The organism is Wohlfahrtiimonas populi (genome assembly GCF_002006795.1).
Taxonomy (GTDB): Bacteria; Pseudomonadota; Gammaproteobacteria; order Cardiobacteriales; family Wohlfahrtiimonadaceae; genus Wohlfahrtiimonas; species Wohlfahrtiimonas populi.
Genome location: NZ_MVDN01000005.1, coordinates 51119 through 77270 on the forward strand (window position 1 = coordinate 51119; position 26152 = coordinate 77270).

The 26152-nt window shown below is 36.7% G+C and carries 26 protein-coding genes and 4 tRNA genes; 12 read left to right on the top strand and 18 right to left on the bottom strand.

Annotated elements, in window-relative coordinates; all coding sequences use genetic code 11:
* The first annotated feature begins 22 nt into the window (after positions 1-22).
* The 3 genes from pyrB to BZK16_RS07275 all read left to right on the top strand — a co-directional run bounded on the left by pyrB (position 23) and on the right by BZK16_RS07275 (position 3090).
* Positions 23-1030: an aspartate carbamoyltransferase gene (pyrB, locus tag BZK16_RS07265; RefSeq protein ID WP_077928240.1), complete on the top strand. Its 1008-nt coding sequence runs from the start codon at positions 23-25 to the stop codon at positions 1028-1030.
* Positions 1031-1109: 79 nt separating this feature from the next.
* Positions 1110-2396, top strand: a complete 1287-nt coding sequence (gene eno, locus BZK16_RS07270) for a phosphopyruvate hydratase (protein WP_077928241.1) — start codon at positions 1110-1112, stop codon at positions 2394-2396.
* Positions 2397-2514: 118 nt separating this feature from the next.
* A complete protein-coding gene (locus tag BZK16_RS07275; protein WP_077928242.1) occupies positions 2515-3090 on the top strand; it encodes a GNAT family N-acetyltransferase in 576 nt (191 codons plus the stop codon).
* A 54-nt stretch (positions 3091-3144) separates the two neighbouring features.
* On the opposite strand, the gene BZK16_RS07280 is transcribed toward BZK16_RS07275, so the two are convergent.
* The 12 genes from BZK16_RS07280 to BZK16_RS07335 all read right to left on the bottom strand — a co-directional run bounded on the left by BZK16_RS07280 (position 3145) and on the right by BZK16_RS07335 (position 12364).
* Entirely contained in the window at positions 3145-3570 is a 426-nt protein-coding gene (locus BZK16_RS07280) for a hypothetical protein (RefSeq protein WP_077928243.1), read from the bottom strand.
* 25 nt (positions 3571-3595) lie between these two features.
* Positions 3596-3868 (bottom strand): hypothetical protein, encoded by a 273-nt coding sequence (locus tag BZK16_RS07285; protein WP_077928244.1) that lies wholly within the window; start codon positions 3866-3868, stop codon positions 3596-3598.
* Between the two features lie 70 nt (positions 3869-3938).
* Positions 3939-4853 (bottom strand): tRNA pseudouridine(55) synthase TruB, encoded by a 915-nt coding sequence (truB, locus tag BZK16_RS07290; protein WP_077928245.1) that lies wholly within the window; start codon positions 4851-4853, stop codon positions 3939-3941.
* Positions 4846-5223, bottom strand: a complete 378-nt coding sequence (gene rbfA, locus BZK16_RS07295; RefSeq protein WP_077928246.1) for a 30S ribosome-binding factor RbfA — start codon at positions 5221-5223, stop codon at positions 4846-4848. Before rbfA ends, truB begins: the two co-directional genes overlap by 8 nt.
* 12 nt (positions 5224-5235) lie before the next feature.
* A complete protein-coding gene (gene infB, locus BZK16_RS07300; RefSeq protein ID WP_077928247.1) occupies positions 5236-7908 on the bottom strand; it encodes a translation initiation factor IF-2 in 2673 nt (890 codons plus the stop codon).
* 11 nt (positions 7909-7919) lie between these two features.
* Complete coding sequence (locus BZK16_RS07305) at positions 7920-8162, bottom strand: helix-hairpin-helix domain-containing protein (protein WP_077928248.1); 243 nt, start codon at positions 8160-8162, stop codon at positions 7920-7922.
* Between the two features lie 27 nt (positions 8163-8189).
* Positions 8190-9680 carry a transcription termination factor NusA gene (gene nusA, locus BZK16_RS07310; RefSeq protein ID WP_077928249.1) on the bottom strand — a complete coding sequence of 497 codons (1491 nt, stop codon included), beginning with the start codon at positions 9678-9680 and terminating at the stop codon, positions 8190-8192.
* Positions 9681-9703: 23 nt separating this feature from the next.
* The gene (locus BZK16_RS07315) at positions 9704-10219 is read right to left on the bottom strand and encodes a ribosome maturation factor RimP (RefSeq protein WP_143691153.1); all 516 of its coding nucleotides are present in this window, start codon (positions 10217-10219) and stop codon (positions 9704-9706) included.
* Between the two features lie 65 nt (positions 10220-10284).
* Positions 10285-10361 (bottom strand) — tRNA-Met (locus tag BZK16_RS07320).
* Positions 10362-10423: 62 nt separating this feature from the next.
* Positions 10424-11656 carry an extracellular solute-binding protein gene (locus BZK16_RS07325; protein ID WP_077928251.1) on the bottom strand — a complete coding sequence of 411 codons (1233 nt, stop codon included), beginning with the start codon at positions 11654-11656 and terminating at the stop codon, positions 10424-10426.
* Complete coding sequence (locus tag BZK16_RS07330) at positions 11653-12036, bottom strand: hypothetical protein (protein WP_077928252.1); 384 nt, start codon at positions 12034-12036, stop codon at positions 11653-11655. Before BZK16_RS07330 ends, BZK16_RS07325 begins: the two co-directional genes overlap by 4 nt.
* A gap of 13 nt (positions 12037-12049) precedes the next feature.
* Complete coding sequence (locus BZK16_RS07335; protein WP_077928253.1) at positions 12050-12364, bottom strand: hypothetical protein; 315 nt, start codon at positions 12362-12364, stop codon at positions 12050-12052.
* A gap of 692 nt (positions 12365-13056) precedes the next feature.
* Here BZK16_RS07335 and BZK16_RS07340 point away from each other — a divergent pair.
* Together BZK16_RS07340 and rdgB are read left to right on the top strand one after the other, a co-directional pair.
* Positions 13057-13821, top strand: coding sequence for a transporter substrate-binding domain-containing protein (locus BZK16_RS07340; protein WP_077928254.1), 765 nt, complete (start codon positions 13057-13059; stop codon positions 13819-13821).
* Between the two features lie 151 nt (positions 13822-13972).
* Positions 13973-14584 carry an RdgB/HAM1 family non-canonical purine NTP pyrophosphatase gene (gene rdgB / locus BZK16_RS07345; RefSeq protein WP_077928255.1) on the top strand — a complete coding sequence of 204 codons (612 nt, stop codon included), beginning with the start codon at positions 13973-13975 and terminating at the stop codon, positions 14582-14584.
* Here the strand turns inward: rdgB and BZK16_RS07350 are convergent.
* The 5 genes from BZK16_RS07350 to BZK16_RS07370 all read right to left on the bottom strand — a co-directional run bounded on the left by BZK16_RS07350 (position 14529) and on the right by BZK16_RS07370 (position 17668).
* On the bottom strand, positions 14529-15362 hold the full coding sequence (locus tag BZK16_RS07350; protein ID WP_233145225.1) for an endonuclease/exonuclease/phosphatase family protein: 834 nt from the start codon (positions 15360-15362) through the stop codon (positions 14529-14531). The two genes, rdgB and BZK16_RS07350, sit on opposite strands and share 56 nt — an antisense overlap.
* 123 nt (positions 15363-15485) lie before the next feature.
* Positions 15486-15561: transfer RNA gene (locus BZK16_RS07355), tRNA-Thr, on the bottom strand.
* A gap of 94 nt (positions 15562-15655) precedes the next feature.
* On the bottom strand, positions 15656-17401 hold the full coding sequence (locus BZK16_RS07360; protein ID WP_096777508.1) for a GNAT family N-acetyltransferase: 1746 nt from the start codon (positions 17399-17401) through the stop codon (positions 15656-15658).
* A 53-nt stretch (positions 17402-17454) separates the two neighbouring features.
* Positions 17455-17530: transfer RNA gene (locus tag BZK16_RS07365), tRNA-Lys, on the bottom strand.
* Between the two features lie 62 nt (positions 17531-17592).
* Positions 17593-17668: transfer RNA gene (locus tag BZK16_RS07370), tRNA-Lys, on the bottom strand.
* A 164-nt stretch (positions 17669-17832) separates the two neighbouring features.
* On the opposite strand from BZK16_RS07370, the gene BZK16_RS07375 reads away from it, so the two are divergent.
* The 7 genes from BZK16_RS07375 (at position 17833) to BZK16_RS07405 (ending at position 23478) form a co-directional block, all read left to right on the top strand.
* Positions 17833-18771, top strand: a complete 939-nt coding sequence (locus tag BZK16_RS07375; RefSeq protein WP_077928257.1) for an asparaginase — start codon at positions 17833-17835, stop codon at positions 18769-18771.
* A gap of 16 nt (positions 18772-18787) precedes the next feature.
* Entirely contained in the window at positions 18788-18907 is a 120-nt protein-coding gene (gene lptM, locus BZK16_RS07380) for an LPS translocon maturation chaperone LptM (protein ID WP_077926554.1), read from the top strand.
* A complete protein-coding gene (gene lysA / locus BZK16_RS07385; RefSeq protein ID WP_077928258.1) occupies positions 18908-20149 on the top strand; it encodes a diaminopimelate decarboxylase in 1242 nt (413 codons plus the stop codon). It abuts the gene before it with no gap.
* Complete coding sequence (gene queA / locus BZK16_RS07390; RefSeq protein WP_077928259.1) at positions 20139-21161, top strand: tRNA preQ1(34) S-adenosylmethionine ribosyltransferase-isomerase QueA; 1023 nt, start codon at positions 20139-20141, stop codon at positions 21159-21161. The genes lysA and queA overlap by 11 nt, the downstream gene beginning before the upstream one ends.
* 10 nt (positions 21162-21171) lie before the next feature.
* Positions 21172-21588 carry a GNAT family N-acetyltransferase gene (locus BZK16_RS07395; protein ID WP_077928260.1) on the top strand — a complete coding sequence of 139 codons (417 nt, stop codon included), beginning with the start codon at positions 21172-21174 and terminating at the stop codon, positions 21586-21588.
* Positions 21589-22113: 525 nt separating this feature from the next.
* Entirely contained in the window at positions 22114-22770 is a 657-nt protein-coding gene (locus BZK16_RS07400; protein ID WP_077928261.1) for an IS1595 family transposase, read from the top strand.
* A 45-nt stretch (positions 22771-22815) separates the two neighbouring features.
* Entirely contained in the window at positions 22816-23478 is a 663-nt protein-coding gene (locus tag BZK16_RS07405) for a HEAT repeat domain-containing protein (protein WP_143691154.1), read from the top strand.
* Positions 23479-23525: 47 nt separating this feature from the next.
* Here the strand turns inward: BZK16_RS07405 and clpB are convergent, their stop codons facing one another.
* On the bottom strand, positions 23526-26129 hold the full coding sequence (clpB, locus tag BZK16_RS07410) for an ATP-dependent chaperone ClpB (RefSeq protein WP_077928263.1): 2604 nt from the start codon (positions 26127-26129) through the stop codon (positions 23526-23528).
* Between the last annotated feature and the right edge of the window lie 23 nt (positions 26130-26152).

Consider the following 26152-nt stretch of genomic DNA (forward strand, 5'->3'; position numbering starts at 1 on the left):
TTTCAGACTTAAAAGGAAAATTATGAACGCTCTACTAGGCCAATCTGTATTATCATGCGAACAATTCGATCTTCATACATTGAATAAATTGTTTACATTGGCAGATATTTTACAGCCTGTTGCATATGGCAAAGCCTATACCAAAGTACTAGATGGCGCTGTAATGGGCAGCCTTTTCTTCGAAGCAAGTACGCGTACACGTTTAAGCTTCGATGCTGCTTTCATGCGTTTAGGCGGTAAAGTATCTAGTACTACGGGTGTTTCATTCTCCTCAATTGTTAAAGGTGAATCTATTGAGGATACAGCACGTGTAATTTCAGGTTATTTTGATGTATTAGTGGTTCGTCACCCAGAAGAACAAGCAATCTACAAAATGGCACAATCTACAGATATTCCTGTAATCAACGGTGGTAATGGCGCGGGTGAACATCCAACGCAAGCATTATTAGATGCTTATACAATCCATAATGAATTCAAATTGAATGGCAAAACAATGGATGGCTGTAAAATTGCAATGATTGGTGATTTACGTTATGGACGTACTGTTCATTCATTAGTAAAATTGATGTCATTGTACAAAAACATCACTTTCACATTTGCATCACCTGATTTCTTAAAAATGCCTGAATACATCACTGAATTTGCACGTGAACGTGGCCATACTATAATTGAAACAGATGAGTTGAAACATGGTATCCATAACAATGATGTGATTTATGCAACACGTATTCAAAAAGAGCGTTTCACAGAAGGTGAAGAGACTCGTAAGCCTGAATTAAGCTTCCGCATTAACCAATCAATGATTGATCAATATGCAATGAAAGATGCCATCATCATGCACCCATTACCGCGTGATAGCCGTGAAAATGCTAACGACTTAAGCAACGATCTAGATCAAGACCCACGTTTGGCAATTTTCCGCCAATCTGATGCCGGTGTTCCTGCTCGTATGGCATTATTTGCAATGGTTTTAGGTGTGGATAATGGCATTGAAAACACAATCAAACCAGCAGGTTGGTTTGTTCCTTAATTTCAGAGGTTAACGGTTCTGAGATTATCAGCTATAATTAGGATTTACATTTCATTCATGCATCCTCTAGGAGAGAATTATGTCAGCCATTAAACAATTAGTTGCTCGAGAAATCATTGATTCACGTGGAAATCCAACCGTTTGGGTAGAAGCAACTTTAGAATCTGGTGTAAAAGGCGTTGCTGCTGTACCAAGTGGTGCATCAACAGGTGCAAGAGAAGCAATTGAATTGCGTGATGGTGATAAATCACGTTACGGCGGTAAAGGCGTATTAAAAGCATGTGAAAATGTGAATGGTGAAATCTTAACAGCTGTTCGTGGTATGGATGCGGCTGATCAAAAAGCATTGGATGCAAAATTGATCGCATTAGATGGTACAGACAATAAAGCTCGTTTAGGTGCGAATGCATTATTGGGCGTTTCATTAGCAGTTGCACATGCTGCTGCAAACGAAAAAGGTATCCCTTTATATCGTCATTTAAACGATGCAGCACAATATGTATTGCCTGTACCAATGATGAACATCTTAAACGGTGGTTCTCATGCTGATAACTCAGTAGATGTTCAAGAATTCATGATTTTGCCTGTTGGCGCACCTTCTTTCAAAGAAGCTGTACGTTGGGGTGCTGAAATTTTCCATGAACTGAAAAATGTATTGAATGCTCGTGGTTTAGCAACAACCGTTGGTGATGAAGGTGGTTTCGCACCTAACTTGTCTTCTAACGAAGAAGCTTTAGAAGTAATCATGACTGCGATCAAAGACGCAGGTTATACACCTGGTAAAGATGTATTCCTAGGTTTAGACGTTGCATCATCTGAATTCTACAAAGATGGTAAATACGTTTTAGAATCAGAAGGTAAATCTTTCACATCTGAAGAATTTGCTGATTTCTTAGCTGATTGGGTTGCTCGTTACCCTATCATCACAATCGAAGATGGTATGGATGAAGCTGACTGGGCTGGTTGGAAAGTATTGACTGAAAAATTAGGCGATAAAATCCAATTAGTGGGTGATGATTTATTCGTAACTAATACAAAGATTTTGAAAGAAGGCATTGATAAAAACATTGCTAACTCAATCTTAATCAAGTTCAACCAAATCGGTACATTAACTGAAACTTTAGAAGCTATTAAAATGGCTGATGATGCGAACTATACATCTGTTGTATCTCACCGTTCAGGCGAAACATCAGACGTAACAATTGCTGACTTAGCAGCTGCAGCATTGAGTACACAGTTGAAAACAGGTTCATTGTGCCGTTCTGACCGTGTTGAAAAATACAACCGCTTGATCTGCATCGAAGAAGAATTGGGCAGCAATGCTATCTATGCAGGCAAGTCTGCATTTAAAGCAGTTAAATTCTAATTTAAAAATTCTTAAATATTAATATTATTGCTCAAATAGCAATAATATTAGAAAGATAAACCAAGTGATGGATATAATCAATCCATCACTTTTTTATTGCTTCAACTAAGGCTCAATCATGAATGATACTCACAAGATTATCCACACTTTATCCACAGATCGTTTAATTATGCGTGAATGGCGAGATTCTGATCTACCAAGCTTATATCAAATGGTCTCTGATCCTGATGTGATGGAATTCTTCCCGTCTGTATTATCTGAACCTGAAGCTCAAGATTTCCTCAAAGCTATTCAAGATAGAATGAACCAACATGGTTGGGGAATGTGGGCATGCGAATTAAAATCTACACAAGAAGTTATTGGCTTTGTTGGATTAAATATCCCTAAAGATGATTTTTACTTTAATCCTTGTGTAGAGATTGGTTGGCGTTTACGCAAAGAGTTTTGGCATCAAGGCTTGGCACAAGAAGCCGCTCGAGAAGCACTCAAATTTGGTTTCACAGAACTAAATTTAGATAAAATTGTGGTATTCACAACTGTCACTAATCTTCCATCACAAGCTTTGATGACAAGATTAAATATGGTTAAAAATGCTCAACACTTTAATCATCCGAGGCTAGCTGAAGATCACCCTTTAGCTGAACATGTATTGTATGAACTATCAAAAGATTCATGGCTGAATCACCAAAGATAAAATAAAAAAAGCTGATGTTTCATGTGAAACATCGGCTTTTTTTGAATCTATAATTTATAAAGAATTTAATATCTCTTGGCGCATCATTAAAGCTTTTACGCCTTGATCGAATAACTCCATCAATGATTTATCTTTCATTGCATCTTTAAGCATATCCATCCCGCTTTGATTAGGGTCTAAATGATTAAATTGCTCTGAACCTTTTCCTTTGACTGGATAGGGTGAACCATTTTGTAAAATAACTTCTTTTTGAGTGGGTGTCGAAAAAGTAATATTAGTTTGATCAATCCATTTTTTATCTGCTTTCGTTGCAGTCTCACTACATTCAAATTGTGTATAAACAACTTTATTATTTTCATCAATACACTTATTCAATGCCTTTGATTTAGGCATTTGAATCGTGGATGAATCTAACATAGGCACTTGAGCCGCAGCGATAGCCGAGATGCAAAAAATCATTAAGGTAATATAATATTTCATCATTCACCCCTTTTTATAAATAAAATTATTCTAAAACTTTATCAACAGGTCGAATATTAGTATCACGAATTTGTTCTTCTATTTTAGATTCATCGCCAAATTTTTCTGCTGTTGTCATATTCGTTTCGCTCAACCAGCTATCCACAACAACTTCATATCCTTCTGGGCAATCAAATTCTGTATAAACAATAGGATCTTTGCCATTACTGCATTTATTAATGGTTGAATCAGAGCTTTGTGCAAATGCTGACGTCATGCCGAAAGATAATAAGCTGACAACTGCCAATGTCTTATACATATATGAATCCTCTTCTTTGATTATTTTTCAATATATTAATCCGACAGATTATAACAAATTATTCACCAAGTCATTTAATTTGAATCAATCGACTAGCTTTAATAACATGTGGTAAATGTCTTTCACCTAAACCTAAAAATGACTCATCGAATGCATATAGACGATAAAACTGTTCATCTAAAGTATGTGGCAATGCAATCTTCTGCCCATTTTTCAAACGCGCAGTATCTTCTTCACTGAATGTTAAAATTGGGTAATCTGCAATTGCACTATCAACAGCCAACAATAATTCATCGGCATTATTTGCTTCTAATGCTTGTTCCAATATATCCATTGTGACTAAATTAGGCTTAAAGTAAGGCGCAACTTCAGTTCGTCTTAGCATTGTTAAATGGCCAAGCGTTCCTAGTGATTTCGCAATATCTTCCGCCAATACACGAACATACGTACCTTTAGAACATGTTACTTCAGCTGTGAAACTTACATCATCAAAGTTAATTAAATTGAGCTGGTAAATTGTAATGTCCCGCGCAGGACGTTCTACTTCAATGCCTTCACGAGCCAATTCATATAAACGTTTACCTTCATGATGCAAAGCAGAAACCATTGGTGGTACTTGTTTAATATCGCCCACAAACTTATCCAAAGCTTCTTTGAATAACTCTGTGGATAATTCAGGAATAGATTTCTCTTCAATGATGCCACCTTCAGCATCGCCAGTATTGGTTGCAGCACCCAATAAGCACGTAAACTCGTAAGTTTTACGATTATTCAATAACTGATGATTGAATTTACTTGCTTCACCAAAGCAAATGGGTAATAAGCCTGTTGCCATTGGATCTAAAGTGCCTGCATGCCCCGCTTTTTCAGCTTTATATAGCCATTTTACTTTTTGTAGAATGTCATTGCTCGATATGCCTTTTGGTTTATCCAAAAGTAAAACGCCATCCAAAGGACGGCGCTTGATTTTAGCTTGTTTACTCATCGTGATCTTTATTTTTAGCTTCGTCTTCTTGAATTGCCTCGGTAATCAGAGCAGATAATTCATTACCTTTCTCTAATTGCTCATCGTATTCAAACTCAAACTTAGGAATTTTACGGAGTTTTAAAACCTTGCCCAACATTCTTTGGAACATTGGGGCATATTCATTCAAAAGCGCGATCATTTCTTTACGCTCTTCTGTCGGTCCTAAATACGTCACTAAAACTTTAGCTTGAGAGAGATCTCTCACCACTCTGACAAGAGTGATGGAGATCATCATAATACGTGAGTCACCGATTTCCTTACGGATCAACATAGACAATTCTTGTTTCAATTGCTCATCAATACGACGAGTTCTTGAGATATTAGCCATGTTTCGCTCCTTTTAGAGAGTGCGTTCTACTTGAACACGCTCATAAACTTCGATTTGGTCACCTACTTTAACATCGTTATAGTTCTTAACGCCAATACCACATTCCATACCGCTACGAACTTCTGATACATCATCTTTAAAGCGACGTAATGATTCTAACGCACCTTCATAGATTACAACGTTATCACGCAATACGCGAATTGGGTTATTACGTTTGATCAAGCCTTCAGTTACCATACAGCCTGCAATCGCACCGATCTTAGGTGATCTGAATACGTCACGAACTTCCGCAACACCAATGATTGATTCTTTGAATTCTGGTGCTAATTTACCAATCAATGCTGTTTTGATTTCATCGATTACATCATAGATGATGCTGTAGTAATGTAATGCTAAACCTTCATCTTCGATGATTTTCTTCGCTGAGTTATCTGCACGAACGTTAAAGCCGATCACAATTGCTTCAGAAGCAACAGCTAAGTTCGCATCTGATTCATTGATACCGCCTACGCCGCTTGAAACAACTTTCACTGAAACTTCATCTGTTGATAACTCTTCCAATGCATTAATCAATGCTTCTACCGAACCTTGAACGTCTGCTTTTAACACAACGTTAACAACGCTCATTGCACCTTCATTGATGTTAGCAAACAAGTTTTCCAACTTAGATTTCTGTTGTCTTGCCAATTTCACTTCACGGAATTTACCTTGACGGAACAATGCAATTTCACGTGCTTTACGTTCATCAGCAACGACAGTAACTTCATCACCTGCATTTGGTACGCCAGATAAGCCCAATACTTCAACAGGAATGGAAGGACCAGCTTCTGGAACTTGCTCGCCTTTTTCATTGATCAAAGCGCGCACTTTACCATATTCGAAACCTGCTAATACAACGTCACCTTTTTTCAATAAACCTGATTGAACTAAGATAGTTGCAACTGCACCACGGCCACGATCCAAGCGTGATTCAACAACTGCACCACGAGCAGGACCTTCGCCAACTGCTGTTAATTCTAAAACTTCAGCTTGTACTAAAATTTGATCTAACAAATTATCAATACCTTCACCTGATTTAGAAGAAACGTATGCAAATAAGTTCTCACCGCCCCACTCTTCAGAGATGATGCCTTGTTGTGATAATTCAGACAAGATACGATCACGATCAGCAGTAGGCTTATCAATCTTAGTCACAGCAACGATGATTGGAACACCTGCTGCTTTTGCATGCTGAATCGCTTCGATTGTTTGTGGCATTACACCATCATCCGATGCAACAACCAACACAACGATATCTGTTACTTTCGCACCACGTGCACGCATTGCTGTAAACGCGCTATGTCCTGGTGTATCTAGGAATGTGATAACACCTTTTGGTGTTGTTACGTGATAAGCACCAATGTGCTGAGTAATACCACCAGCTTCGCCTTTTACAACGTGTGCTTTACGCAAGTAATCCAACAATGATGTTTTACCATGATCAACGTGACCCATGATTGTCACAACTGGTGGACGATTTTCAGGTACTAAATCGCTCTCGTTGAAACCTTTCATCAATTCATCTTCAAGAACGTTCTCGCTCACAACTTTGTAAGTATGACCCATTTCTTCCACAACGATTGCTGCAGTATCTTGATCCAATACTTGGTTAATTGTGACCATTGAGCCCATTTTCATCAATGTTTTGATCACTTCAGCTGCTTTCACTGACATTTTATGTGCCAAATCTGCAACTGTAACTGTTTCACCTAAAATCACTTCACTTTTCTGTGGTGCAACAGGTTTTGTGAAACCATGTTTACCTTGTTGTGGTGAAGCTTTACGCTTTTTACCACCACGACGGCTGCTGCCTTCTTCATCATAGTCTGCAAAGCTTGCACGGCCTTTTTCTTTACCACGCTTACCTGCTGATTTTTTACCATCTTCACGCAAATCATCCAAATCGCGAGCACCTGTTTTACGTGGCGCTTTACGCTCTGTTGATACAACTGGTTCAGCTGCTGTTGGTGTTACTGGTGCAGCAGGACGTCTGTCATCTTTCTTCGCTGGACGAGAATCACTGCGTGAATCATTATTTCTTGGTCTATTGTTGTTACTATTAGACTTTTGAGTATTGCTAGAAGGTTTCTTCTTAGCTTTATCTTCAGTCTTATCAGTATTATTAAAACTGATTTGGACCTTAGAAACTGTACTTTCGCTTGCCATTCTTGCTGCATCCGCAATTTTCTGAATTTCTTCGTGTTGTTTACGCTCTTCTTGCTGTTTACGGCGCTCAATTACTTCTTGAGCTGCACGTTCTTCAGCTTCTGCACGTTCTTTTGCAACGCGTAAACGCTCTTGTTGAGCTTTATCAGGACCATTGTCTTTCTTAGCAGGTGCTTTAGCTTTTGGTGCTTCTGCCACTACTTTTTCTTCAATAATCTTTGGCTCAACTTTCTTTGTATCTTTCACAACTTCTGATGTTTCAGCTGAAGCATCTGCTTCAACATTCACGTCTTCCACCAAGTTGTTATCTAAATCTGAATCAACAGGAGATGCATCACGTTTTACGTACGTTCTTTTCTTACGTACTTCAACGGCTACAGTTTTTGTTTGCCCTGGTGCACTTGAAACTTTCAACTCAGTATGAATTTTACGATTCAATGTGATTTTGTTTGGTGCCTTGTCATCTGTTTTTTCTGTCATATTTCCACCCCCTATTCAAACCAACTTTTTCTTGCTGTCATGATGTATTGGCTTGCACGTTCTTCGTCCATTCCAACCATTTCTGATAATTCATCTGATGCTAATTCAGCTAAATCATCTAAAGAACTTACACCTTTCTTAGCAAGTTTATAGGCGAGGATATGATCTCCTTCCAACAATTGAATCAAATCAGCACTTGGTGCTTTATCGCCTAACTCTTGTTTTAATGTTGCGTAAGATTCNTGCCTTGTCATCTGTTTTTTCTGTCATATTTCCACCCCCTATTCAAACCAACTTTTTCTTGCTGTCATGATGTATTGGCTTGCACGTTCTTCGTCCATTCCAACCATTTCTGATAATTCATCTGATGCTAATTCAGCTAAATCATCTAAAGAACTTACACCTTTCTTAGCAAGTTTATAGGCGAGGATATGATCTCCTTCCAACAATTGAATCAAATCAGCACTTGGTGCTTTATCGCCTAACTCTTGTTTTAATGTTGCGTAAGATTCTAATGCAGTTTTCGCTGCATCACGAAGCGCTTCAACAATTTCTTCGTCAAACTCTTCAATCTCTAACATTTCCGCAATTGGAACGTACGCAACTTCTTCTAATGATGAGAAACCTTCGCGAACTAAGATTTCTGCAACTTCCTCATCCACACCCAATTCATCTACAAATAAACTGTTGATGCGTGATGATTCTTTATTTTGTTTGTTTTCAGCTTCTTCAGAGCTCATTACATTGAGCACCCAACCTGTTAATTCAGATGCTAAACGAACGTTTTGACCATTACGGCCGATTGCTTGAGATAATTTCTCTTGCTCTACCGCAATATCCATCATGTGGCGATCTTCATCCACAACAATAGATACAACTTCTGCTGGGCTCATTGCATTGATCACGAATTGGATAGGATTATCATCCCAAAGAATGATATCTACGCGCTCACCATTCAATTCTTTAGTGATGTTTTGTACACGTGAACCACGCATACCAACACAAGCACCCACAGGATCGATACGCTGATCAAATGATTTTACTGCAATTTTTGCACGACTACCTGGATCACGACTTGCATTCAAAATTTCAATGCTGCCTTGGCTGATTTCAGGTACTTCGATTTCAAATAATGCTTTGATTAATTTAGGTGTTGTACGTGACAATACGATTTGTGGACCACGAACATCTTGAACGATGTCTTCCAAAATCGCACGAACTTGATCACCCATTTTTAACATTTCACGTGGAATCATGTTTTCTTTTGGCAATAATGCTTCAACATTTTCACCCAAATCTACATAGATATTGCCACGCTCAACTTTTTTGATTGTACCGCGAACCAACTGACCCAATTTTTGGCTATACAATTCAGCCATTTGATTGCGTTCAGCTTCACGAATTTTTTGATAAATGATCTGTTTTGCAGTTTGTGCGCCAATACGTGCAAAAGGAATGTTATCCACTTCATCTTCCACAATCGCCCCAACTTCAATGTTTGGATCATCCAATTGTGCTGCAGATAAAGAGATTTGTTTGGTTGCCATTTGTTCTTCTAAAGGCAAGTCATCTGGCACAACTTTCCATTGACGGAAAGTTTTATAGTGACCAGTTCTTTGATCAATTTCAATACGTAAATCTACTTCTACAGGGTATGAGCGTTTTGCAGCTGCTGCCAATGCTAATTCCAATGCCTCAAAAATAATTCCGCGAGAAACGCCTTTTTCATTGGACACTGTTTCTGCAACTGTCATCACTTCTTTATTATTCATAGCTCTATTCTCTTAATAAATGATTATTTTTTCGAAAAGTTTGGGGAAAGATTGACCTTATCTAGCATGCTGTAATCAACTGTTAATTCTTCGCCTTCAGTTAATGAAGCTTGTCTAGCAGCCTTGCCTTTTTTACCTGTAATCTTAGGAATAAAAAATGTTAAGTTTTCACCTTCGATTTTGCTTAATATAGCTTTAAATCGACGACGGTTATTCACTACGCTGATCAATTGGACATCCATCTCTGATCCCATGTATGCCATCATTTGCTCAATTGAGAAAAATGAACGATCTAAACCTGGAGATGAAACTTCTAGAGTATATGCTGTGCTGATAGGGTCATTCACATCTAATAGGCCTTCCACTTGATGACTGACATCTGCACAATCATCCACTGATACGCCTGATTCTTTATCGATGAATATACGTAAAAGCGCATTCACAGAGTTTGCATGAAACTCAACGCCCCATAAAGTATAGCCCATCGCTGTAATGGATGGCTCAAGTAATTCAGTTAATCCAAAAGGATCTTTGCGCATAACAATACCTCCAAAATGATCAGCAACGAAAAAGCCCACTTTTTTCAAGTGGGCTTCATTATAATTGGTTGCGGGAGCCGGATTTGAACCAACGACCTTCGGGTTATGAGCCCGACGAGCTACCAGACTGCTCCATCCCGCGTCTGTGAAGTTAAGTACTATACATTAAATTTTAATTAATGCAAATTTTAATTATAGTTAATTCTATTTATGCTCAATATTATCAACAGAATCAATTAATTGTGGACCTATAAAATTTTGATCCAATAATTCTAATCTTGGCCCAATAAGGTCAATTTCTTCGCTCACAATTGAAATATCTAAGTTTTCTGCGCCATCTGTTAGCTTTTTCACTATAGAACGCTTGCCATCTGCCATCGAAACTCTTTTGACAGGTGCTTCTTTCTCAATTAACCACTCATTGAATCGCTTTTCTAACGTTGCACCATGCTCAGCATAAAAATCATAATCCAATAAAATACCGCCCTGAAGATTTTTGGGGTTATTAGTAATGTATTCTGCGGTGTTTGGAGAGACTAAACGCCAAGCTTGCTTAATTGTTGGACCATAATATTGTTGGTTAGCTAATTTCAATTGCTGATCAGGCTGTGTTGCATAAGAGATAAATGCATACGCTAAATCCTTCTGCTGTGATGATTTCAACATGGCATAGTATTTCATTTCATACATTACTTGTTGCCTTGAAACACCAATCGTATCAACACCATCTTTAGATAGCATTGCACCATCAGGCGCTATCGACATTGAAACTAATCCTTGCTCTAGCCATAGCTTAAGATTATTAACATCACTCCACCATAGAATTTCATCATAGATCAAATCCAATTTATTGAATGCACGATCTTGACCTTCTTTGGTTGCCAATAATGGATAAAGATAACTTGGCTGCACACCATCTGCCAATAAAGCAGCTTCTAATAAATATTTAGGCTGCTTAGGTAAAGCTCGCTTACCTGGAAAACGGTTAAAATCAAACAAGTCCACCCAATGTGTTGGTGGCACACCGTATTTATGCACCAAAGCATAGTTCAAAGTCATACCTTGAACACTAAAGCCAACACCACATTGTTGAATCGCCCCAATCGTAAGTAGATCCTTATGGGGTAAATTTTCATAATCTAAAACTTCTAGTTGGCCATTGGGTTTACACTCTTGCTCAAGAACATCTCGACCAACGACAACCACATCCCAATAATCTGGCAAATTTTTGGGAAGATAGCTTTGGCTATTAGAAAAATTATTTTCTCTAATAGATACCAAACCTTGATAAGAAAAAGGATATAAAACTGTCGCGGGCAATTCTTGATAGCTCATCTGATCATAGCTCACACTCAATGCAGCTACACTTAGATTAGGCAACATTGCACCTAACGATAATACTAATACTGCCTTAGACAATTTTATTTTTTTTCTCATTCTGCCTGCCATATTATTTCTAGATCACCATCAATGAATCCGACAGCAACTGCATCTGAATCACACAATGCATCTGATAACTCATTGTCCACTTCAATTAAAGCTTCTAATGATTCAGCAATAGTATCGTGAATTTCTTCCCAATCGCCCTCAAATTTTTCTTTAGGAATAATGAAAAGTTCTTCACCAGAATCCCAATTGATAGATTCAGTCCAACTTTCATTGGCTTCATCATAATCTGTTGTACCCGTAATATCCACCAGATAAGCATCATTTTCTTCATAAATATTGAAGACAAATGCATTTGTTTCATCTGGTATTTCCACAAGTACGTCAGAAACCCAATCTGAAAATGGTTGCAATATTTGGAGTTGATCCATGATTTACCTCACCTTAAGGATGTTGAAGCAGCTGAGTTAGCTGTTGGCCACACAGTAGAACATCTTGAACATTGACTTCACCTTGTTCCACTAATTTCAAAAACTCTCTTGTCTTACCTGCTAACTGATTTTGTTCGTAAGTCAGTGCAGAACTATTTAGTTGGTAAACAAAATGGTGCAGATCTTTTAAAGCCACACTATTTTCTTCAGACACAAGACATTGCCCATCGTTCATCAATAAATTCAACAACGATGTTAATGACTGCTCTTTTTCACTAAATGATTGAAGATATTTCTCAACCAATGCTTCTGGGATCTTTGAAGTCATATCCTAATTTTACTATTGCCTAAACCTCATATTTTACCCCAGATTGAGTTGAGAGGGAAAAGATTCATTCAAGATATTCTCAAAACACGAGTTTAGAATATTAAACTTCGTGAGAATTTACACTTCTCTTGATATTTACATTTCTAAATAAAACATAGATTGGAAACATGCCTAATTTATACTCAATTTTAGCATTTTTTGGATAAACTTGTGGATAACTTTGACCATAATATTGCAGACAAATTGTTTAGAAAAAATTAAAGAATTTATCCAAAACTAAAAGATCTAAATACATACATAGTTATCCACAGCCAATTTACATTATAACCAATTAATATTAAAAGAATATTTATATTTAATGTTAATAAATAGCATGACTTATCATCATCTATTTATATATATAGATAAAAGAAATTAGATAGAAGATAAGCATATAAAATTTAGATTAAATATAGAGATATGTGAATAAAACTGTGGATAAAGTTATTTAAAAATCTATGTATAGAAGGTGTATAAAAATCATTACTTTTTATAAAGATTTTATATGAATAGTTCTACAGAATTTATGCACAATCAAAAAGATAGCTATGTCAATGAATTTATTATACTTATTTTTACTCATGTGGATAACTTGTCAAACCTATCATCATCCTATATATATAAGAGGTTAATTAATATAAAGGAGAAAGATGATGTTGAAGAAAGTATTATTAGGAATTGCTTTAACAGGTTCTTTGGCATTTGCTCAAGATACTGTGAAAATTGGGATTGAAGGCTCATATCCTCCATTTAGCTATATGAATCCAGATAAATCCTTGGGTGGATTTGAACCAGACTTAGCTAAATTGTTCTGTGAACAAGTTGAATTGAAGTGTGAAATCGTTCAAGTAGAGTTCGATGCTTTGATTCCTTCTTTGAATACAAAGAAAATTGATGCAATCTTAGCATCCATGTCTATTACTGATCAGCGTAAGCAAGCTATTAATTTTACTCAAAAATATTATCAAACACCTGCGAAATTCGTGGCATCAAAAGGTGAATATACAGAAGTTAATGCTGATATTTTGAAAGGCAAATCCATTGGTGTTCAAAGTGGAACTATTCATGAAACTTACGCAAATAGTGAATTTGCAAAATATGCTGATGTTAGAAGTTACCGTAATTTAGATGAAGCAATCTTTGATCTAGATTCGGGTCGCATTGATTTAGTGTTCGCAGATAGCGTTCCACTAGATGACGGATACTTGCGTAAAGGTTATGATAAAACTTTAGAATTCGTTGGTGGTGATTATAACGATCCAACGGTATTTGGTGATGGTATTGGCATTGGTTTGCGTAAAGGCGATGATGCATTGATGGAAAAATTCAACGAAGCAATTTTAAAATCACGTGCTGATGGCAGCTATAAAAAAGTCGCAGACCAATATTTCTCTATTGACGTTTATGGTGCGGAATAATGGAAATAATTTTAGCAAGTAATAATGTTGGCAAGATTCGTGAATTCAATGATCTNAAATTCAACGAAGAAATTTTAAAATCACGTGCTGATGGCAGCTATAAAAAAGTCGCAGACCAATATTTCTCTATTGACGTTTATGGTGCGGAATAATGGAAATAATTTTAGCAAGTAATAATGTTGGCAAGATTCGTGAATTCAATGATCTATTTGCTTCATTGGATATCACGGTTCGTCCACAGAGTGATTTTAATGTCGAAGATGCTGATGAATGCGGCTTAAGTTTCATTGAAAATGCAATAATTAAAGCAAGACATGCTGCGAAAAAAAGTGGAATGGCTGCAATTGCAGATGATTCTGGGATTGTTGTACCTTATTTAAAAGGTGCGCCTGGTATTCATTCTGCGCGTTATAGTCCTGTGAAAGAAGAGAAAGCTAACAATCAATTATTGCTAAAAAATTTAGAAGGCGTTGTTGATAAAGATCGCGTGGCATTCTTTATTTCTGTTTTAGCATTTGTGCGTTATGCAGAGGATCCAACGCCTTTGATTGCTGAAGGGCGCATTTATGGCCGTATTTTGACAGAAGAGAGAGGATCAGAAGGATTTGGTTACGATCCTCTTTTCTTGATAGATGGTTTGGAAAAAAGTATGGCTGAGCTTGAATTAGCACAGAAGAATCAAATTTCTCATCGTGCTAAAGCATTAGCTAATATGCGCGATCAGTTAAAATTTGTGGTTCGTAAGCCAATTTCAAACGAATAGGGTTATGATCAGAAGCCGAAATATCATATGTTTTGGCTTCTTTTATTTGTAGTCCACGAATAAAAATGTGATCTAATATTTTACCCATAACTTTGGTTCTTTGATCGATGGGATAATCGATTTCTTTAAGGTTCAGCTCTCTAATCATGCGCTTAATATATAAATAACGAGATTTGCGCCAAGTGTTGAAATCACCACCTAACACGATTGGTCCTGAGTGCTTTTGCAAAATATCAAAAATTGTTCGCAATTGGCGAATAAAGTCTTTTAAACCCAATGAAAAATTCACGGCATGGAAATTAGCCACCATTAATTGCTGTCCATTGGATAAAGGATACGTTGAGATTAACCCAGATTTAGGAAAACGGATCCAAGGCTCTGAATATTTTTGTGCGGTATAGCTTACAGGAGGAATTTTACTAATGGTCATTACGCCATTGGCATAATAGCCATCCTTAAATGCCACAACATGAATTGCTTTGAATTCATTGCTTGTGATCATGGACATGAGCGTTTCGCTTTCACGTGCTTCTTGCAGTAACACAATATCAGCTTTACCCAGCATATAAGAGAGCTCAGGAATAGAATTTTCTAGTTTTTGCTTATAAATATTCCATGAATAGAGCACGATATGATTAGCATCTAGAGCTTCATTAGGCATTTGTTCAATGCAATATTGATGTGTGGCTTTATTGAGATGATATTTTTGTGAGATGCCGTAGATATTAACGTGATTGACTTTGAAGTGAGAATATTTATAACGAATCTTGTTCAACATATTTTGAAATATCATTGTGTGCCACTTTAAAAATATTGGAATAACTATAGTGGTTATGATAACTTAATTCATTAAATTTTAGGCAATAAAAAACCCTGTCTTAAACAGGGTCTTCTATTTGTATGGTGCCGGCACACGGAATCGAACTGTGGACCTACTGATTACAAGTCAGTTGCTCTACCAGCTGAGCTATACCGGCTTTGTTTTTCTTCGTTGTTGCTGTGAAGAGGTTTGCATTATAGGGATGAAGGTATAGGTTGTCAAATATATTTGTAAATAAAATTGCATAATTGTTAGTCAATGGTGTTTTTCTTCCGTTCTAACGCTGAAAACACTGCTTCTACAGGCTTTTTGTGATGTAAATGTGTATGTAAAATTACTTCATCTAATGAATCAGAAGAACCTTTAATTGATTGTTCTTTCAATAAATAATGAATTTTAGGATGAACAAAAGGCGCATTCACTAAGTGAAAAGCATCGTTTTGCCATTTTTTTTGAATGAGAGAAGTTTTTTCGATCATTTCCACTGAAATGGGTTGCAATAATATTGCTGCATGCAATCCAGTCGTTTTATCTCTGTGTGATCCTAAGTGAACCCAAGTGAATTGACACTGTTGCCAAAATTGTAATAAAGGCTCTGTTAAGCCAAAGCTTGTGGATAAGAAATCATAATGATTATTTTGTGCATAGTGCTTGAGTTGCTCAAGCATTTTCTTAGCAATGCCTTGTGTGCGATGATGATGATCCACTGCAATGCGAGAAATGCGTAAGTTCTTTAATGTCATCAATTCAGGATAATAACTGTGCGCTGCCAATGTTTGTACCACTAAATTGCCTTTAGGGCGGCGATAGCCATTGAATACATCCTGAGCAAGCTCTGATGATAATTTACCTTCACGAATGCCCCAAATTCCACCAATGATTGCTTGATTTCGAATCATGATCATAAATATCTGATCAGGTGAATCCAATAATCTACGAATATCTTGTGCATTGGTTTGATAATGATGCTGATTCATAAATTGATAGAAAGCTTGCACTAAAGCATGATTGCCTTGGAATTCATGCAGATTTTCATCTGAATAAAGATGAATTCCATCGTTAATATTAATCTCAGGCTTATTCTGAAAGCTAATATATTCACAAAATTGTGCGAGCGGATCTTGTAACTCAAAGCGTTGGCGCTCAGTCAATGTCAATGCTGAATCGATCTCAATAATGTCTTGTAACTTGCTCTCTAAACCCTTGCCTGTGCCTTCATAGTTTTCTATTGATGAAATTAACAAAACATTTTCAGCCAATAGAGAAAGTTTCTCTAAATGAGCAATCGGCATTTGAGCGGCTTCTTCGATGATTAGCCATTTTTGTGGCAGAAGATCATCATGGTTTAAAAATAGATAGTCAGGTGCTTTGAAATTAAGTTTGATGTTTTGATAGCTTTGCAATGCTGTTTGATTCGGTGCTGTGATGACATAGTCATCGTTCAATGAGCGAATGAATTCAGCAATGACAAAGGATTTTCCTGTGCCACGTGTTGCAAATAGTGTTGTGATGCCTTTTTTTTGCTTTTGCAGGGAAGTTAATACAGCTATTTGTTCATGATTTAGATGATCGTGTTGCTTTTGGATTGCTATCGGTGCGAGATATTGTTCTATATTCCAAGGTTCACTAAATTTTTGAAGCCCTTTCGTTAAATAACTCTGAAAATTTGGTGTTGGAATAGATTCAGTATGGAATCGTGAACTTTGTTCATCACGATCATTGGGTTGCCAAATGAGAATAAAAGTACCATTAGATTGAATGGTATTGGTTGCACAGAGGAAAAAATCTAAGGGAAATCCAATCCTGCAATCCAAAACAATACAATTTAATGTATGACCCAATAAGCCTTTTGCATGATGCAAAGGTTTAGCTAAAAATAGGGAAGAATCAGGTGATAGAACGATTAAATCAGCACATTGATGATGTAATTGTATGAGTGCTTGATTAATAGTATCTGTATTTGTTTCTGATAGAAGGAATAACTTTCTCACAAGCATCTCCGACAGCAGATAAAAGAAAACCTTCTAGGAATATAGAAGGTTTCTAAAAATGGTGGGTCATGAAGGATTCGAACCTTCGACCAATTGGTTAAAAGCCAACTGCTCTACCGACTGAGCTAATGACCCGTTAAATCGGTGTTCTAACGGAAAAAGAAAAGCACCTAGTTTGCTAGATGCTTCTATAAATATGGTGGGTCATGAAGGATTCGAACCTTCGACCAATTGGTTAAAAGCCAACTGCTCTACCGACTGAGCTAATGACCCGGAAGAGGTTTGCTATTATAGGGGAAAAAATAGGTACGTCAAACTTTTTTTCAAAAAAATATATATAAAAATATTTATATTTGTAAATCAATGATATATAAATTACGTTTTTTGATGGTTTTCAGTCATAATACTAGGCTGTATTAGTTTAAAGGCGTTTTAATATGTCCGAAGTTGTAAAAAAAATAGTCATTATTGGCACGGGTGGAACGATTGCGGGTAATGCAGCCAGCGAAAAAGAGTTCGTTAATTATTCAGCAGGTGAGAAAGAAGCTGCTGAATTATTGCTCGGTATTCCAATGCCTGACAATATTGAAATAGAAACCATTGAGCTTTGCCAGATTGATAGTAAAGATATGACTTTTTCTATTTTGAAAAAAATGGCTGTAGTTTTGAATGATTTGATGGGTCGCGATGATATTACAGGTGTTGTGATCACACATGGTACAGATACATTAGAGGAAACAAGTGTTTTCTTAAATTGCACAGTTGTACCAACGAAACCTATTGTATTAACAGCATCCATGCGCCCATCTACCGCATTGAGCGCAGATGGCCCACTAAATTTATTGGATAGTATCATGCTCGCATCCAGTGATCATGTGGGTATTTTTGCATTGATCAACAATACAATTTATTTAGCTGAAGAAGTCATTAAATCCCATACCTTAAAAGTGGATGGATTTTACGCTGGTGATTTTGGGGCGATTGGTCATGTTTATAACTCTGAAGTGGAGTTTTTTAGGAATGTTAAACATGATAAAAAAATGAATGTTAGTTTGGATAAGCTACCAGATGAGGATAAATCCTATCCTTGGGTGGAAATCATATATAGTGATGTTTCTGCCAATGGGCAATTAATTTCGCTTCTTGTGGATAATGGTGTGGATGGCTTTATCATTAATGGCACTGGCAATGGCACAGTTCATCAAAATCTATTGAATGTTTTAAAATCTATGGATATAACAGTGCCAACAGCTGTGACAACACGCGTTCCCACAGGGAAAATCATGAATGATCAATATGGATTGATAGTTTCCCCTTATTCACACGCAGCTAAAGCCAGAATGTGGTTAACATTATGGTTATTGAATTCACGTTAATATAGAGATTGACAAGATGAAGAAGATATTATTAATTATTGGATTAGCTTGTTTAGTACAAGCTTGTGGGCAGAAAGGTCCACTTTATTTACCTGATGCGAATCAGCAATCACAACAGCAATCAACGGAGCGTTAAATGTCTAGCATTACATCTCATATTGAAAATGTATCGGTTTCAGATTTAGTTAACAGATATGGTACACCTTTATATGTGTATTCTAAGAACAATATTGAGAAGGCATTTAAACTGTATAAACAGGCATTTGGCGATAAAGAACATCTCATTTGCTATGCAGTGAAAGCTAATAGTAATTTATCTGTGATCGCATTGTTAGCTAAATTAGGTGCAGGTTTTGACATTGTTTCACGAGGGGAACTCTTACGTGTATTAAAAGCAGGTGGTAATCCTCAAAAAGTTATTTTCTCTGGTGTTGGTAAAACACGTGAAGATTTACGCTTTGCACTAGAAACAGGCATTCATTGCTTCAATGTGGAATCTGAAGCTGAGATTTATATGCTGAATGAAGAAGCTGAGAGACTAGGTAAACAAGCACCCGTTTCATTTCGTGTGAATCCTGACGTGGATGCAAAAACACATCCTTATATTTCTACAGGGTTGCGTGAAAATAAATTCGGCATTCCTTATGACGAAGCTGTGCGTATATATAAGGCTGCACATGCTTTACCAAATATTGAGATCAAAGGGATTGATTGCCATATTGGCTCTCAATTAACAGAATTAGCGCCATATTGTGATGCTGTGGATCGTATGTTGAAGCTCATTGATGAATTATCAGCAAATGGCATTCAGCTATCTCATTTTGATATGGGTGGCGGTGTTGGTATTGATTATGAAGGTGAAGAATTAATCAATCTACAAGATTTAGTGGATATGATTTATGAAAAATTGGGCAATCGTCCATTAAGCATTGCAATGGAACCTGGCCGTTCAATCGTGGGTGATTCTGGTTATCTATTAGCAGAAGTGATTTTAACGAAAGAAAACGAAGGCAAACATTTTGCTGTTGTGGATGCTGCGATGAATGATTTAATTCGCCCTGCATTGTATGAATCTTGGATGCGTATCGAGCAAACAAAAGAGAGCAGTGCAAAAATTGAAAATTATGACATCGTTGGCCCAATCTGCGAAACAGGTGATTTCCTCGGGAAAGAGCGTGAATTAGCATTAGAAACTGGCGATATTCTTGCAATCAAACAAGCAGGTGCGTATGGTTTTGTGATGAGTTCAAACTATAATACTCGTGGGCGTGCTGCTGAAATATTAGTAGATAATGATCAAGCTTATTTAATCCGTGAGCGTGAGCGCCTAGAAGATTTGTTTGCCAATGAAAAAGTAGTGAGTTTTGATGAAAAATAAAATTTCCGATTATGATTACCATTTACCAGAATCATTAATCGCGCAGTTCCCAAAAGAAGATCGTGAATCATCCCGTTTATTGGTTGCTCAAGGCTACAATATGGAAGATAAAGTGTTTAAAGACATTATCGACTATATTGAGCCGGGCGATCTGTTGGTGATCAATAATACGCGCGTTTTACCTGCGCGTGTATTTGCTCATAAGGAAACGGGCGGGGCAGTGGAGATTTTAGTTGAGCGTTTACTCACAGAAACTTCATTTTTAGCACAAACTCGCGCAAGCAAGTCACCAAAAGTTGGGCAGATTGTTTATGTAGAGAACGAACCTATTTTTAAAATGATTGAACGTGATGATGCTTTCTTTATTTATGAAACTGTAGATAGCTCACCAGTATTTCCTATTTTGGAAAGAATGGGACATATGCCATTACCACCATATATTACGCGCAATGATAGTGATTTCGATAAAGAGCGATATCAAACTGTTTTCAATAAAGAAAAAGGTGCGGTTGCTGCACCAACAGCAGGTTTGCATTTCACAAAAGCTTTGATGAAAGCAATTGAAGAGAAAGGTGCCTCATTCACTGAAGTGACTTTGCATGTGGGTGCAGGAACATTCAAACCTGTGCGTGAAGAAGATTTAGATAAGCATGTGATGCACAAAGAATGGATTTCTGTTTCACGTGAAACAGTTGATAAAATTAAAGAAACTAAAGCGAATGGTAAAAAAGTGATCGCTGTGGGAACGACCGTTTGCCGCTCATTGGAAACAGCAGCGTTAGATGGTGAATTGAAACCATTTGAAGGTGATACCAATATTTTCATTAAACCTGGTTTTGAGTTTCATGTGATTGATGCTTTGGTGACGAATTTCCATTTACCCAAATCGACTTTATTGGTATTAGTTTCAATGTTTATGGGCTATGATCGTATTCAGAAAATTTATCAACATGCTGTAGAAGATGAATATCGCTTCTTTAGTTATGGTGATGCAATGTTATTAATGCCATAAGTGAGGAAATATGAGTTATATCGCCCGTTATCAAACCATCGAGCCACAAACGTACATTGACTTGCGTGTGAATTGTGGCTTATCTGCAAAAACAGTGAAGGCTGCAACGATAGGATTAAATCATTCATTGTGTTCAGTGGTTGTTATCAATGAAGATAATGATGAAATTATTGGTATGGGGCGATTGATTGGTGATGGAGGTTGCCATTGCCAAGTGGCTGATATATGTATTTTGCCACCGCATCAAGGTAAAGGCTTGAGTAAACTCATCATGCAAAAATTGGATAAATTTATTCAAGAAAACATTCCTGAAACTTGCTATATCAACCTAATTGCAGATGGTGAAGCTTATAAATTGTATCAACAATACCGTTTTAAAGAAGTTTGGCCTGCTTCACGTGGTATGGGATATACCTTGAAAAAGTAAACATAGCTTTCTTTATGTCATATATATGATAACGTTAGGTTCTATCGTTATCATTTTATGGCAATTACTATGTATTTCAATGAGCTTAAAATAAAATTTAAAGAAAAATCTTCGCATCTACCTGATCACGTTCAACATAGAATTTATCGTACATTAAGTTGGCTGAATCAAGCGGATGATATAGAAAATAGAGATAAGAAATTTCCTGATTTGGATTCACAATTTATCAGCTTGTGGATTGCTTAAGAATTAGTACCACTATTTGCATTGGTGGTTTTGAATAACCCAAATGATGATAACTGGGGACATCCTTTCTATCCTGTGATTGAGGATTAGTAGAGTAATTTGAGATTATCCATTTCTAATGAGGGATAAAAGGGTGCAACGATATAAGAGATTAAGTCGACAATATCAAAAATTAACAACTAAAAGTTTAATTGGCGTGGCACTGCAGAATTTAGAGCCTTACAGAGAAATATTTTAGGGGCTGACATAGATAATACACTTTGAGGTATTATTTAGGTCATGAGAAAAAGCAGATTAAGCCAACAAAAACAAAATAAATTAATTGAACATTTTGTAGCAGGTACGACAGCTAGATGTGCTGCTGAGATTGTTAATGTTAATCGTAATACAGCAATTTATTTATATCACCGTTTAAGACTACTAATATTTGGCCATCAAAAAAAGTTTGAAACAGAGCTGTTCGAAGGAAAAATTGAAGTGGATGAGTCTTATTTTGGTGGAATTAGAAAAGGAAAAATAGGTAGAGGGTCTGCTGGTAAAATTCCTGTATTTGGCTTGTTAAAACGTGGTGGCAAGGTTTATACCAAAGTAATTCCTAATGCTAAATCTGAAACTTTAATCCCTATTATTGAAGATAAAGTTATTCCTGACAGTATTATTTATTCAGATTCATTCAAAAGCTACAATGTGCTTGATGTAAGTGAGTTTAAGCATTATAGGATTAACCACAGTAAACATTTTGCTAAAGCACAGAATCATATCAATGGAATTGAGAATTTTTGGAATCAAGCAAAGCGTCATATGAGAAAATTTAACGGTGTTCCAAAAGAGCATTTTGAGTTATTTTTAAAGGAGTGTGAGCGGAGATTTAACACTCCTAATTATAAAGAGCAACTAAGCCAGCTAAAATCTATGGTTAAAGAGAATTTAAACTAGCTTATCTATGTCAGCCCCATATTTTATGTATGTGCCATATATCAATTGCAATGTAGAGCCAATCCTCAAAGTGTTGCTATCCTAGAAAAACTTTTTAAATCCAAAAATTGGCGAAAAAGAGTTGTAGCTATTAATGCCATTAGTCAAATGTGTATCCCTAAAAGACCTTTTTCACATTATGCTGTGAAAGAAGCACAAAATATTTTAGCCATGGCTATTAAAGATACAAATATAAATATTGTCATTGAAGGACTTTATGGAATAAGTTTTAGAAAGACTGATGAAGCATTGCCAAATATTATATCTCTAGCTGATCATGAGAATAGAGATGTTCGCCGAGCTGTTGTAAGTGCTTTATATTCATTCTCTGAGAAAATTTTTATTCAAACATTGATAAAACTTGCAACAGATGTAGATGATTATATTCGTGAATATGCTACTTTTGGATTAGGACAAATGCATGTCGATGTTGATATACCCGAAGTGAGAGAAAGATTATTCTTAAATTGTGATGATCATTGTCATTATGTTGCGGATGATGCATTAACAGGATTGATTTATAGGAAAGATCCTAGAATATTCGATTTATTGCAAAAGCGCTTAGTAAGAGTAGAAGAACTTAATAATTGTATTGAATATGCCATTAGTGATACAAAAAGTTTAGTTTTAGCAAAATTATTGAATATTAAATTAGAATTATTTCAGTAGTAAATAAAAAAGCTCGGCAATACCGAGCTTTTTGTTATGAGTAAAAATTAATCATTATGTTTCACGTGGAACGTTAAATCATCTTGAATTAATACATCATCTTTTGGTTTGAAATCACCATTCAAGAAGGCTTTCGCTAATGGGTTTTCTAAATGAATCTGAATCGCACGTTTCAATGGGCGCGCACCAAATACTGGATCATAGCCCACTTCACCCAATTCATCTAAAGCATCGTCTGTAATGGATAAATAGATGTCTTGATCTGCTAAACGTTTAATCACACGATCCACTTGTAACTTAGCAATTTGACGAATGTTGCTCTTATCCAATGGATGGAATACAACGATATCATCAATACGGTTGATAAATTCTGGGCGGAAATGTTGTCCCACAACATCCATCACAGAGGCTTTGATTGCTTCATATTGATCTTTCGCATCCAATCCTACCAATGCATGTGTTTGCTCTTGAATAATGCTTGAACCTAAGTTAGATGTCATCACGATCACAGTATTTTTGAAATCAACTGTACGACCTTGTCCATCGGTTAAGCGACCATCATCTAATACTTGCAACAAGATGTTGAAGACATCAGGATGCGCTTTTTCAACTTCATCCAATAGAATGACAGAATAAGGACGACGACGAACAGCTTCTGTTAAATAGCCACCTTCTTCATAACCCACATAGCCAGGAGGCGCACCAATCAAACGAGCCACAGAATGTTTCTCCATAAACTCAGACATATCAATACGAATCATTGCAGCTTCAGAATCAAACAAGAAGTTTGCCAATGCTTTGGTTAATTCTGTTTTACCAACACCAGTTGGTCCTAAGAATAAGAAAGAACCAATCGGACGATTAGGATCAGATAAACCTGCACGTGAACGACGAACTGCATCAGCTACAGCAGTAATCGCTTCTTTTTGACCAATCACTTGGTTACCAATGAATTGTTCCATGTGAAGCAATTTTTCACGTTCACCTTCCAGCATTCTTGTTACAGGAATACCTGTCCATTTAGAAACAATCTCTGCAATTTCTTCAGAAGTAACATTGGTACGCACTAACTGATTTTTAGCACCTGCATTATCTTCATTTGCTTGAGCTTCTTTCAATTGTGCTTCCAAGGTTGGAATCTTGCCATATTGCAATTCACTCATTTTCGCTAAATCACCAGAACGCTTTGCAACTTCCATTTCATTGCGAGCTTTTTCTAAATCTTCTTTTAAAGATGTTGCGCCTTGCATCACACTTTTTTCTTTCTTCCAAATCTCTTCTAAAGATTCATATTCTTTAGATAAATCTGCGATTTCTTGCTCTAAAATTTCTAAACGCTTTTTAGAAGCTTCATCTTTCTCTTTACGAATGGCTTCACGTTCGATTTTTAGCTGAATCAAGCGACGATCCAATTTATCCATTTCTTCAGGTTTGGAATCAATTTCCATACGAACCAAGCTTGCTGCTTCATCGATTAAGTCGATGGCTTTATCAGGCAACTGGCGATCTGTAATGTAACGATTCGACAAAGTTGCAGCTGCCACAATTGCAGGGTCAGTGATTTCAACGCCATGATGGATTTCGTAGCGCTCTTTCAAACCACGCAAAATTGCAATGGTATCTTCAACAGTTGGTTCTTCCACTAATACACGTTGGAAACGGCGTTCAAGCGCAGGATCTTTTTCAATGTATTGACGATATTCATCCAATGTTGTTGCACCAATACAATGTAATTCACCACGAGATAATGCAGGTTTTAACATATTGCCAGCATCCATCGCACCATCGCCTTTACCTGCGCCAACCATTGTATGGATTTCATCGATGAATAGAATGATTTGGCCATCATGTTTGCCTAATTCATTTAAGACAGCTTTTAAGCGTTCCTCAAATTCACCACGGAATTTAGCGCCCGCGATTAATGCACCCATATCCAATGATAAAACTGATTTATTTTTCAATCCTTCAGGTACTTCACCATTGATAATGCGCTGCGCTAAACCCTCAATGATGGCAGTTTTACCCACGCCTGGTTCACCAATTAATACTGGGTTATTTTTAGTACGGCGAGATAAAACCTGAATACAACGGCGAATTTCATCATCACGGCCAATGACAGGATCTAATTTACCTTCTTCAGCACGCTTAGTTAAATCTACAGTGTATTTAGATAAAGCCTGACGATTTTCTTCTGAATTTGCATCATTCACTGAATCACCACCTCGTAAGTTATCGATCACTTGAGACAATGTCTCTTTCTTCAATCCTGCTTCTTTAAGAATATCTGCAAGCTTGCTCTTTTCATCTAAAATTCCCATTAAGAAAATTTCAGATGAAATGTATTGATCACCACGAGCATTCGCAGATTTTTCTGCTGCAATTAATGTGCGTTGAAAATCTTTACTTACTTGGAAGTCATTTGTGCCTTCCACTTGTGGGTATTTTTTCACCAAGTTATCCACATCTTCTGTGAGGCGATTTATGTTCACTCGACACTGGCGTAATAGTGGCAAAATTGAACCATCTTTTTGACGCAACATTGCCAATAAAACATGTGCAGGTTCTAAGAACTGATTGTGGTGTTCGATAGCAATACTCTGTGCTTCAGCAAAAGCAGAGGATAAGGTTGTTGTGAATTTTTCTGAACTCATATTGAGATCTCCTTATGATTTTT

Excerpts from the sequence above, each read along its gene's own strand:
- clpB (WP_077928263.1), bottom strand. The coding sequence starts at position 26,129 with ATGAGTTCAGAAAAATTCACAACAACCTTATCCTCTGCTTTTGCTGAA.
- eno (WP_077928241.1), top strand. The coding sequence starts at position 1,110 with ATGTCAGCCATTAAACAATTAGTTGCTCGAGAAATCATTGATTCACGT.
- BZK16_RS07325 (WP_077928251.1), bottom strand. The coding sequence starts at position 11,656 with ATGAGAAAAAAAATAAAATTGTCTAAGGCAGTATTAGTATTATCGTTA.
- BZK16_RS07395 (WP_077928260.1), top strand. The coding sequence starts at position 21,172 with ATGAGTTATATCGCCCGTTATCAAACCATCGAGCCACAAACGTACATT.
- truB (WP_077928245.1), bottom strand. The coding sequence starts at position 4,853 with ATGAGTAAACAAGCTAAAATCAAGCGCCGTCCTTTGGATGGCGTTTTA.
- rbfA (WP_077928246.1), bottom strand. The coding sequence starts at position 5,223 with ATGGCTAATATCTCAAGAACTCGTCGTATTGATGAGCAATTGAAACAA.
- rdgB (WP_077928255.1), top strand. The coding sequence starts at position 13,973 with ATGGAAATAATTTTAGCAAGTAATAATGTTGGCAAGATTCGTGAATTC.
- lptM (WP_077926554.1), top strand. The coding sequence starts at position 18,788 with ATGAAGAAGATATTATTAATTATTGGATTAGCTTGTTTAGTACAAGCT.
- BZK16_RS07285 (WP_077928244.1), bottom strand. The coding sequence starts at position 3,868 with ATGTATAAGACATTGGCAGTTGTCAGCTTATTATCTTTCGGCATGACG.
- BZK16_RS07315 (WP_143691153.1), bottom strand. The coding sequence starts at position 10,219 with ATGCGCAAAGATCCTTTTGGATTAACTGAATTACTTGAGCCATCCATT.
- BZK16_RS07275 (WP_077928242.1), top strand. The coding sequence starts at position 2,515 with ATGAATGATACTCACAAGATTATCCACACTTTATCCACAGATCGTTTA.
- lysA (WP_077928258.1), top strand. The coding sequence starts at position 18,908 with ATGTCTAGCATTACATCTCATATTGAAAATGTATCGGTTTCAGATTTA.
- queA (WP_077928259.1), top strand. The coding sequence starts at position 20,139 with ATGAAAAATAAAATTTCCGATTATGATTACCATTTACCAGAATCATTA.
- BZK16_RS07330 (WP_077928252.1), bottom strand. The coding sequence starts at position 12,036 with ATGGATCAACTCCAAATATTGCAACCATTTTCAGATTGGGTTTCTGAC.
- nusA (WP_077928249.1), bottom strand. The coding sequence starts at position 9,680 with ATGAATAATAAAGAAGTGATGACAGTTGCAGAAACAGTGTCCAATGAA.
- infB (WP_077928247.1), bottom strand. The coding sequence starts at position 7,908 with ATGACAGAAAAAACAGATGACAAGGCACCAAACAAAATCACATTGAAT.
- pyrB (WP_077928240.1), top strand. The coding sequence starts at position 23 with ATGAACGCTCTACTAGGCCAATCTGTATTATCATGCGAACAATTCGAT.
- BZK16_RS07280 (WP_077928243.1), bottom strand. The coding sequence starts at position 3,570 with ATGAAATATTATATTACCTTAATGATTTTTTGCATCTCGGCTATCGCT.
- BZK16_RS07400 (WP_077928261.1), top strand. The coding sequence starts at position 22,114 with ATGAGAAAAAGCAGATTAAGCCAACAAAAACAAAATAAATTAATTGAA.
- BZK16_RS07335 (WP_077928253.1), bottom strand. The coding sequence starts at position 12,364 with ATGACTTCAAAGATCCCAGAAGCATTGGTTGAGAAATATCTTCAATCA.
- BZK16_RS07375 (WP_077928257.1), top strand. The coding sequence starts at position 17,833 with ATGTCCGAAGTTGTAAAAAAAATAGTCATTATTGGCACGGGTGGAACG.
- BZK16_RS07360 (WP_096777508.1), bottom strand. The coding sequence starts at position 17,401 with ATGCTTGTGAGAAAGTTATTCCTTCTATCAGAAACAAATACAGATACT.
- BZK16_RS07340 (WP_077928254.1), top strand. The coding sequence starts at position 13,057 with ATGTTGAAGAAAGTATTATTAGGAATTGCTTTAACAGGTTCTTTGGCA.
- BZK16_RS07350 (WP_233145225.1), bottom strand. The coding sequence starts at position 15,362 with ATGTTGAACAAGATTCGTTATAAATATTCTCACTTCAAAGTCAATCAC.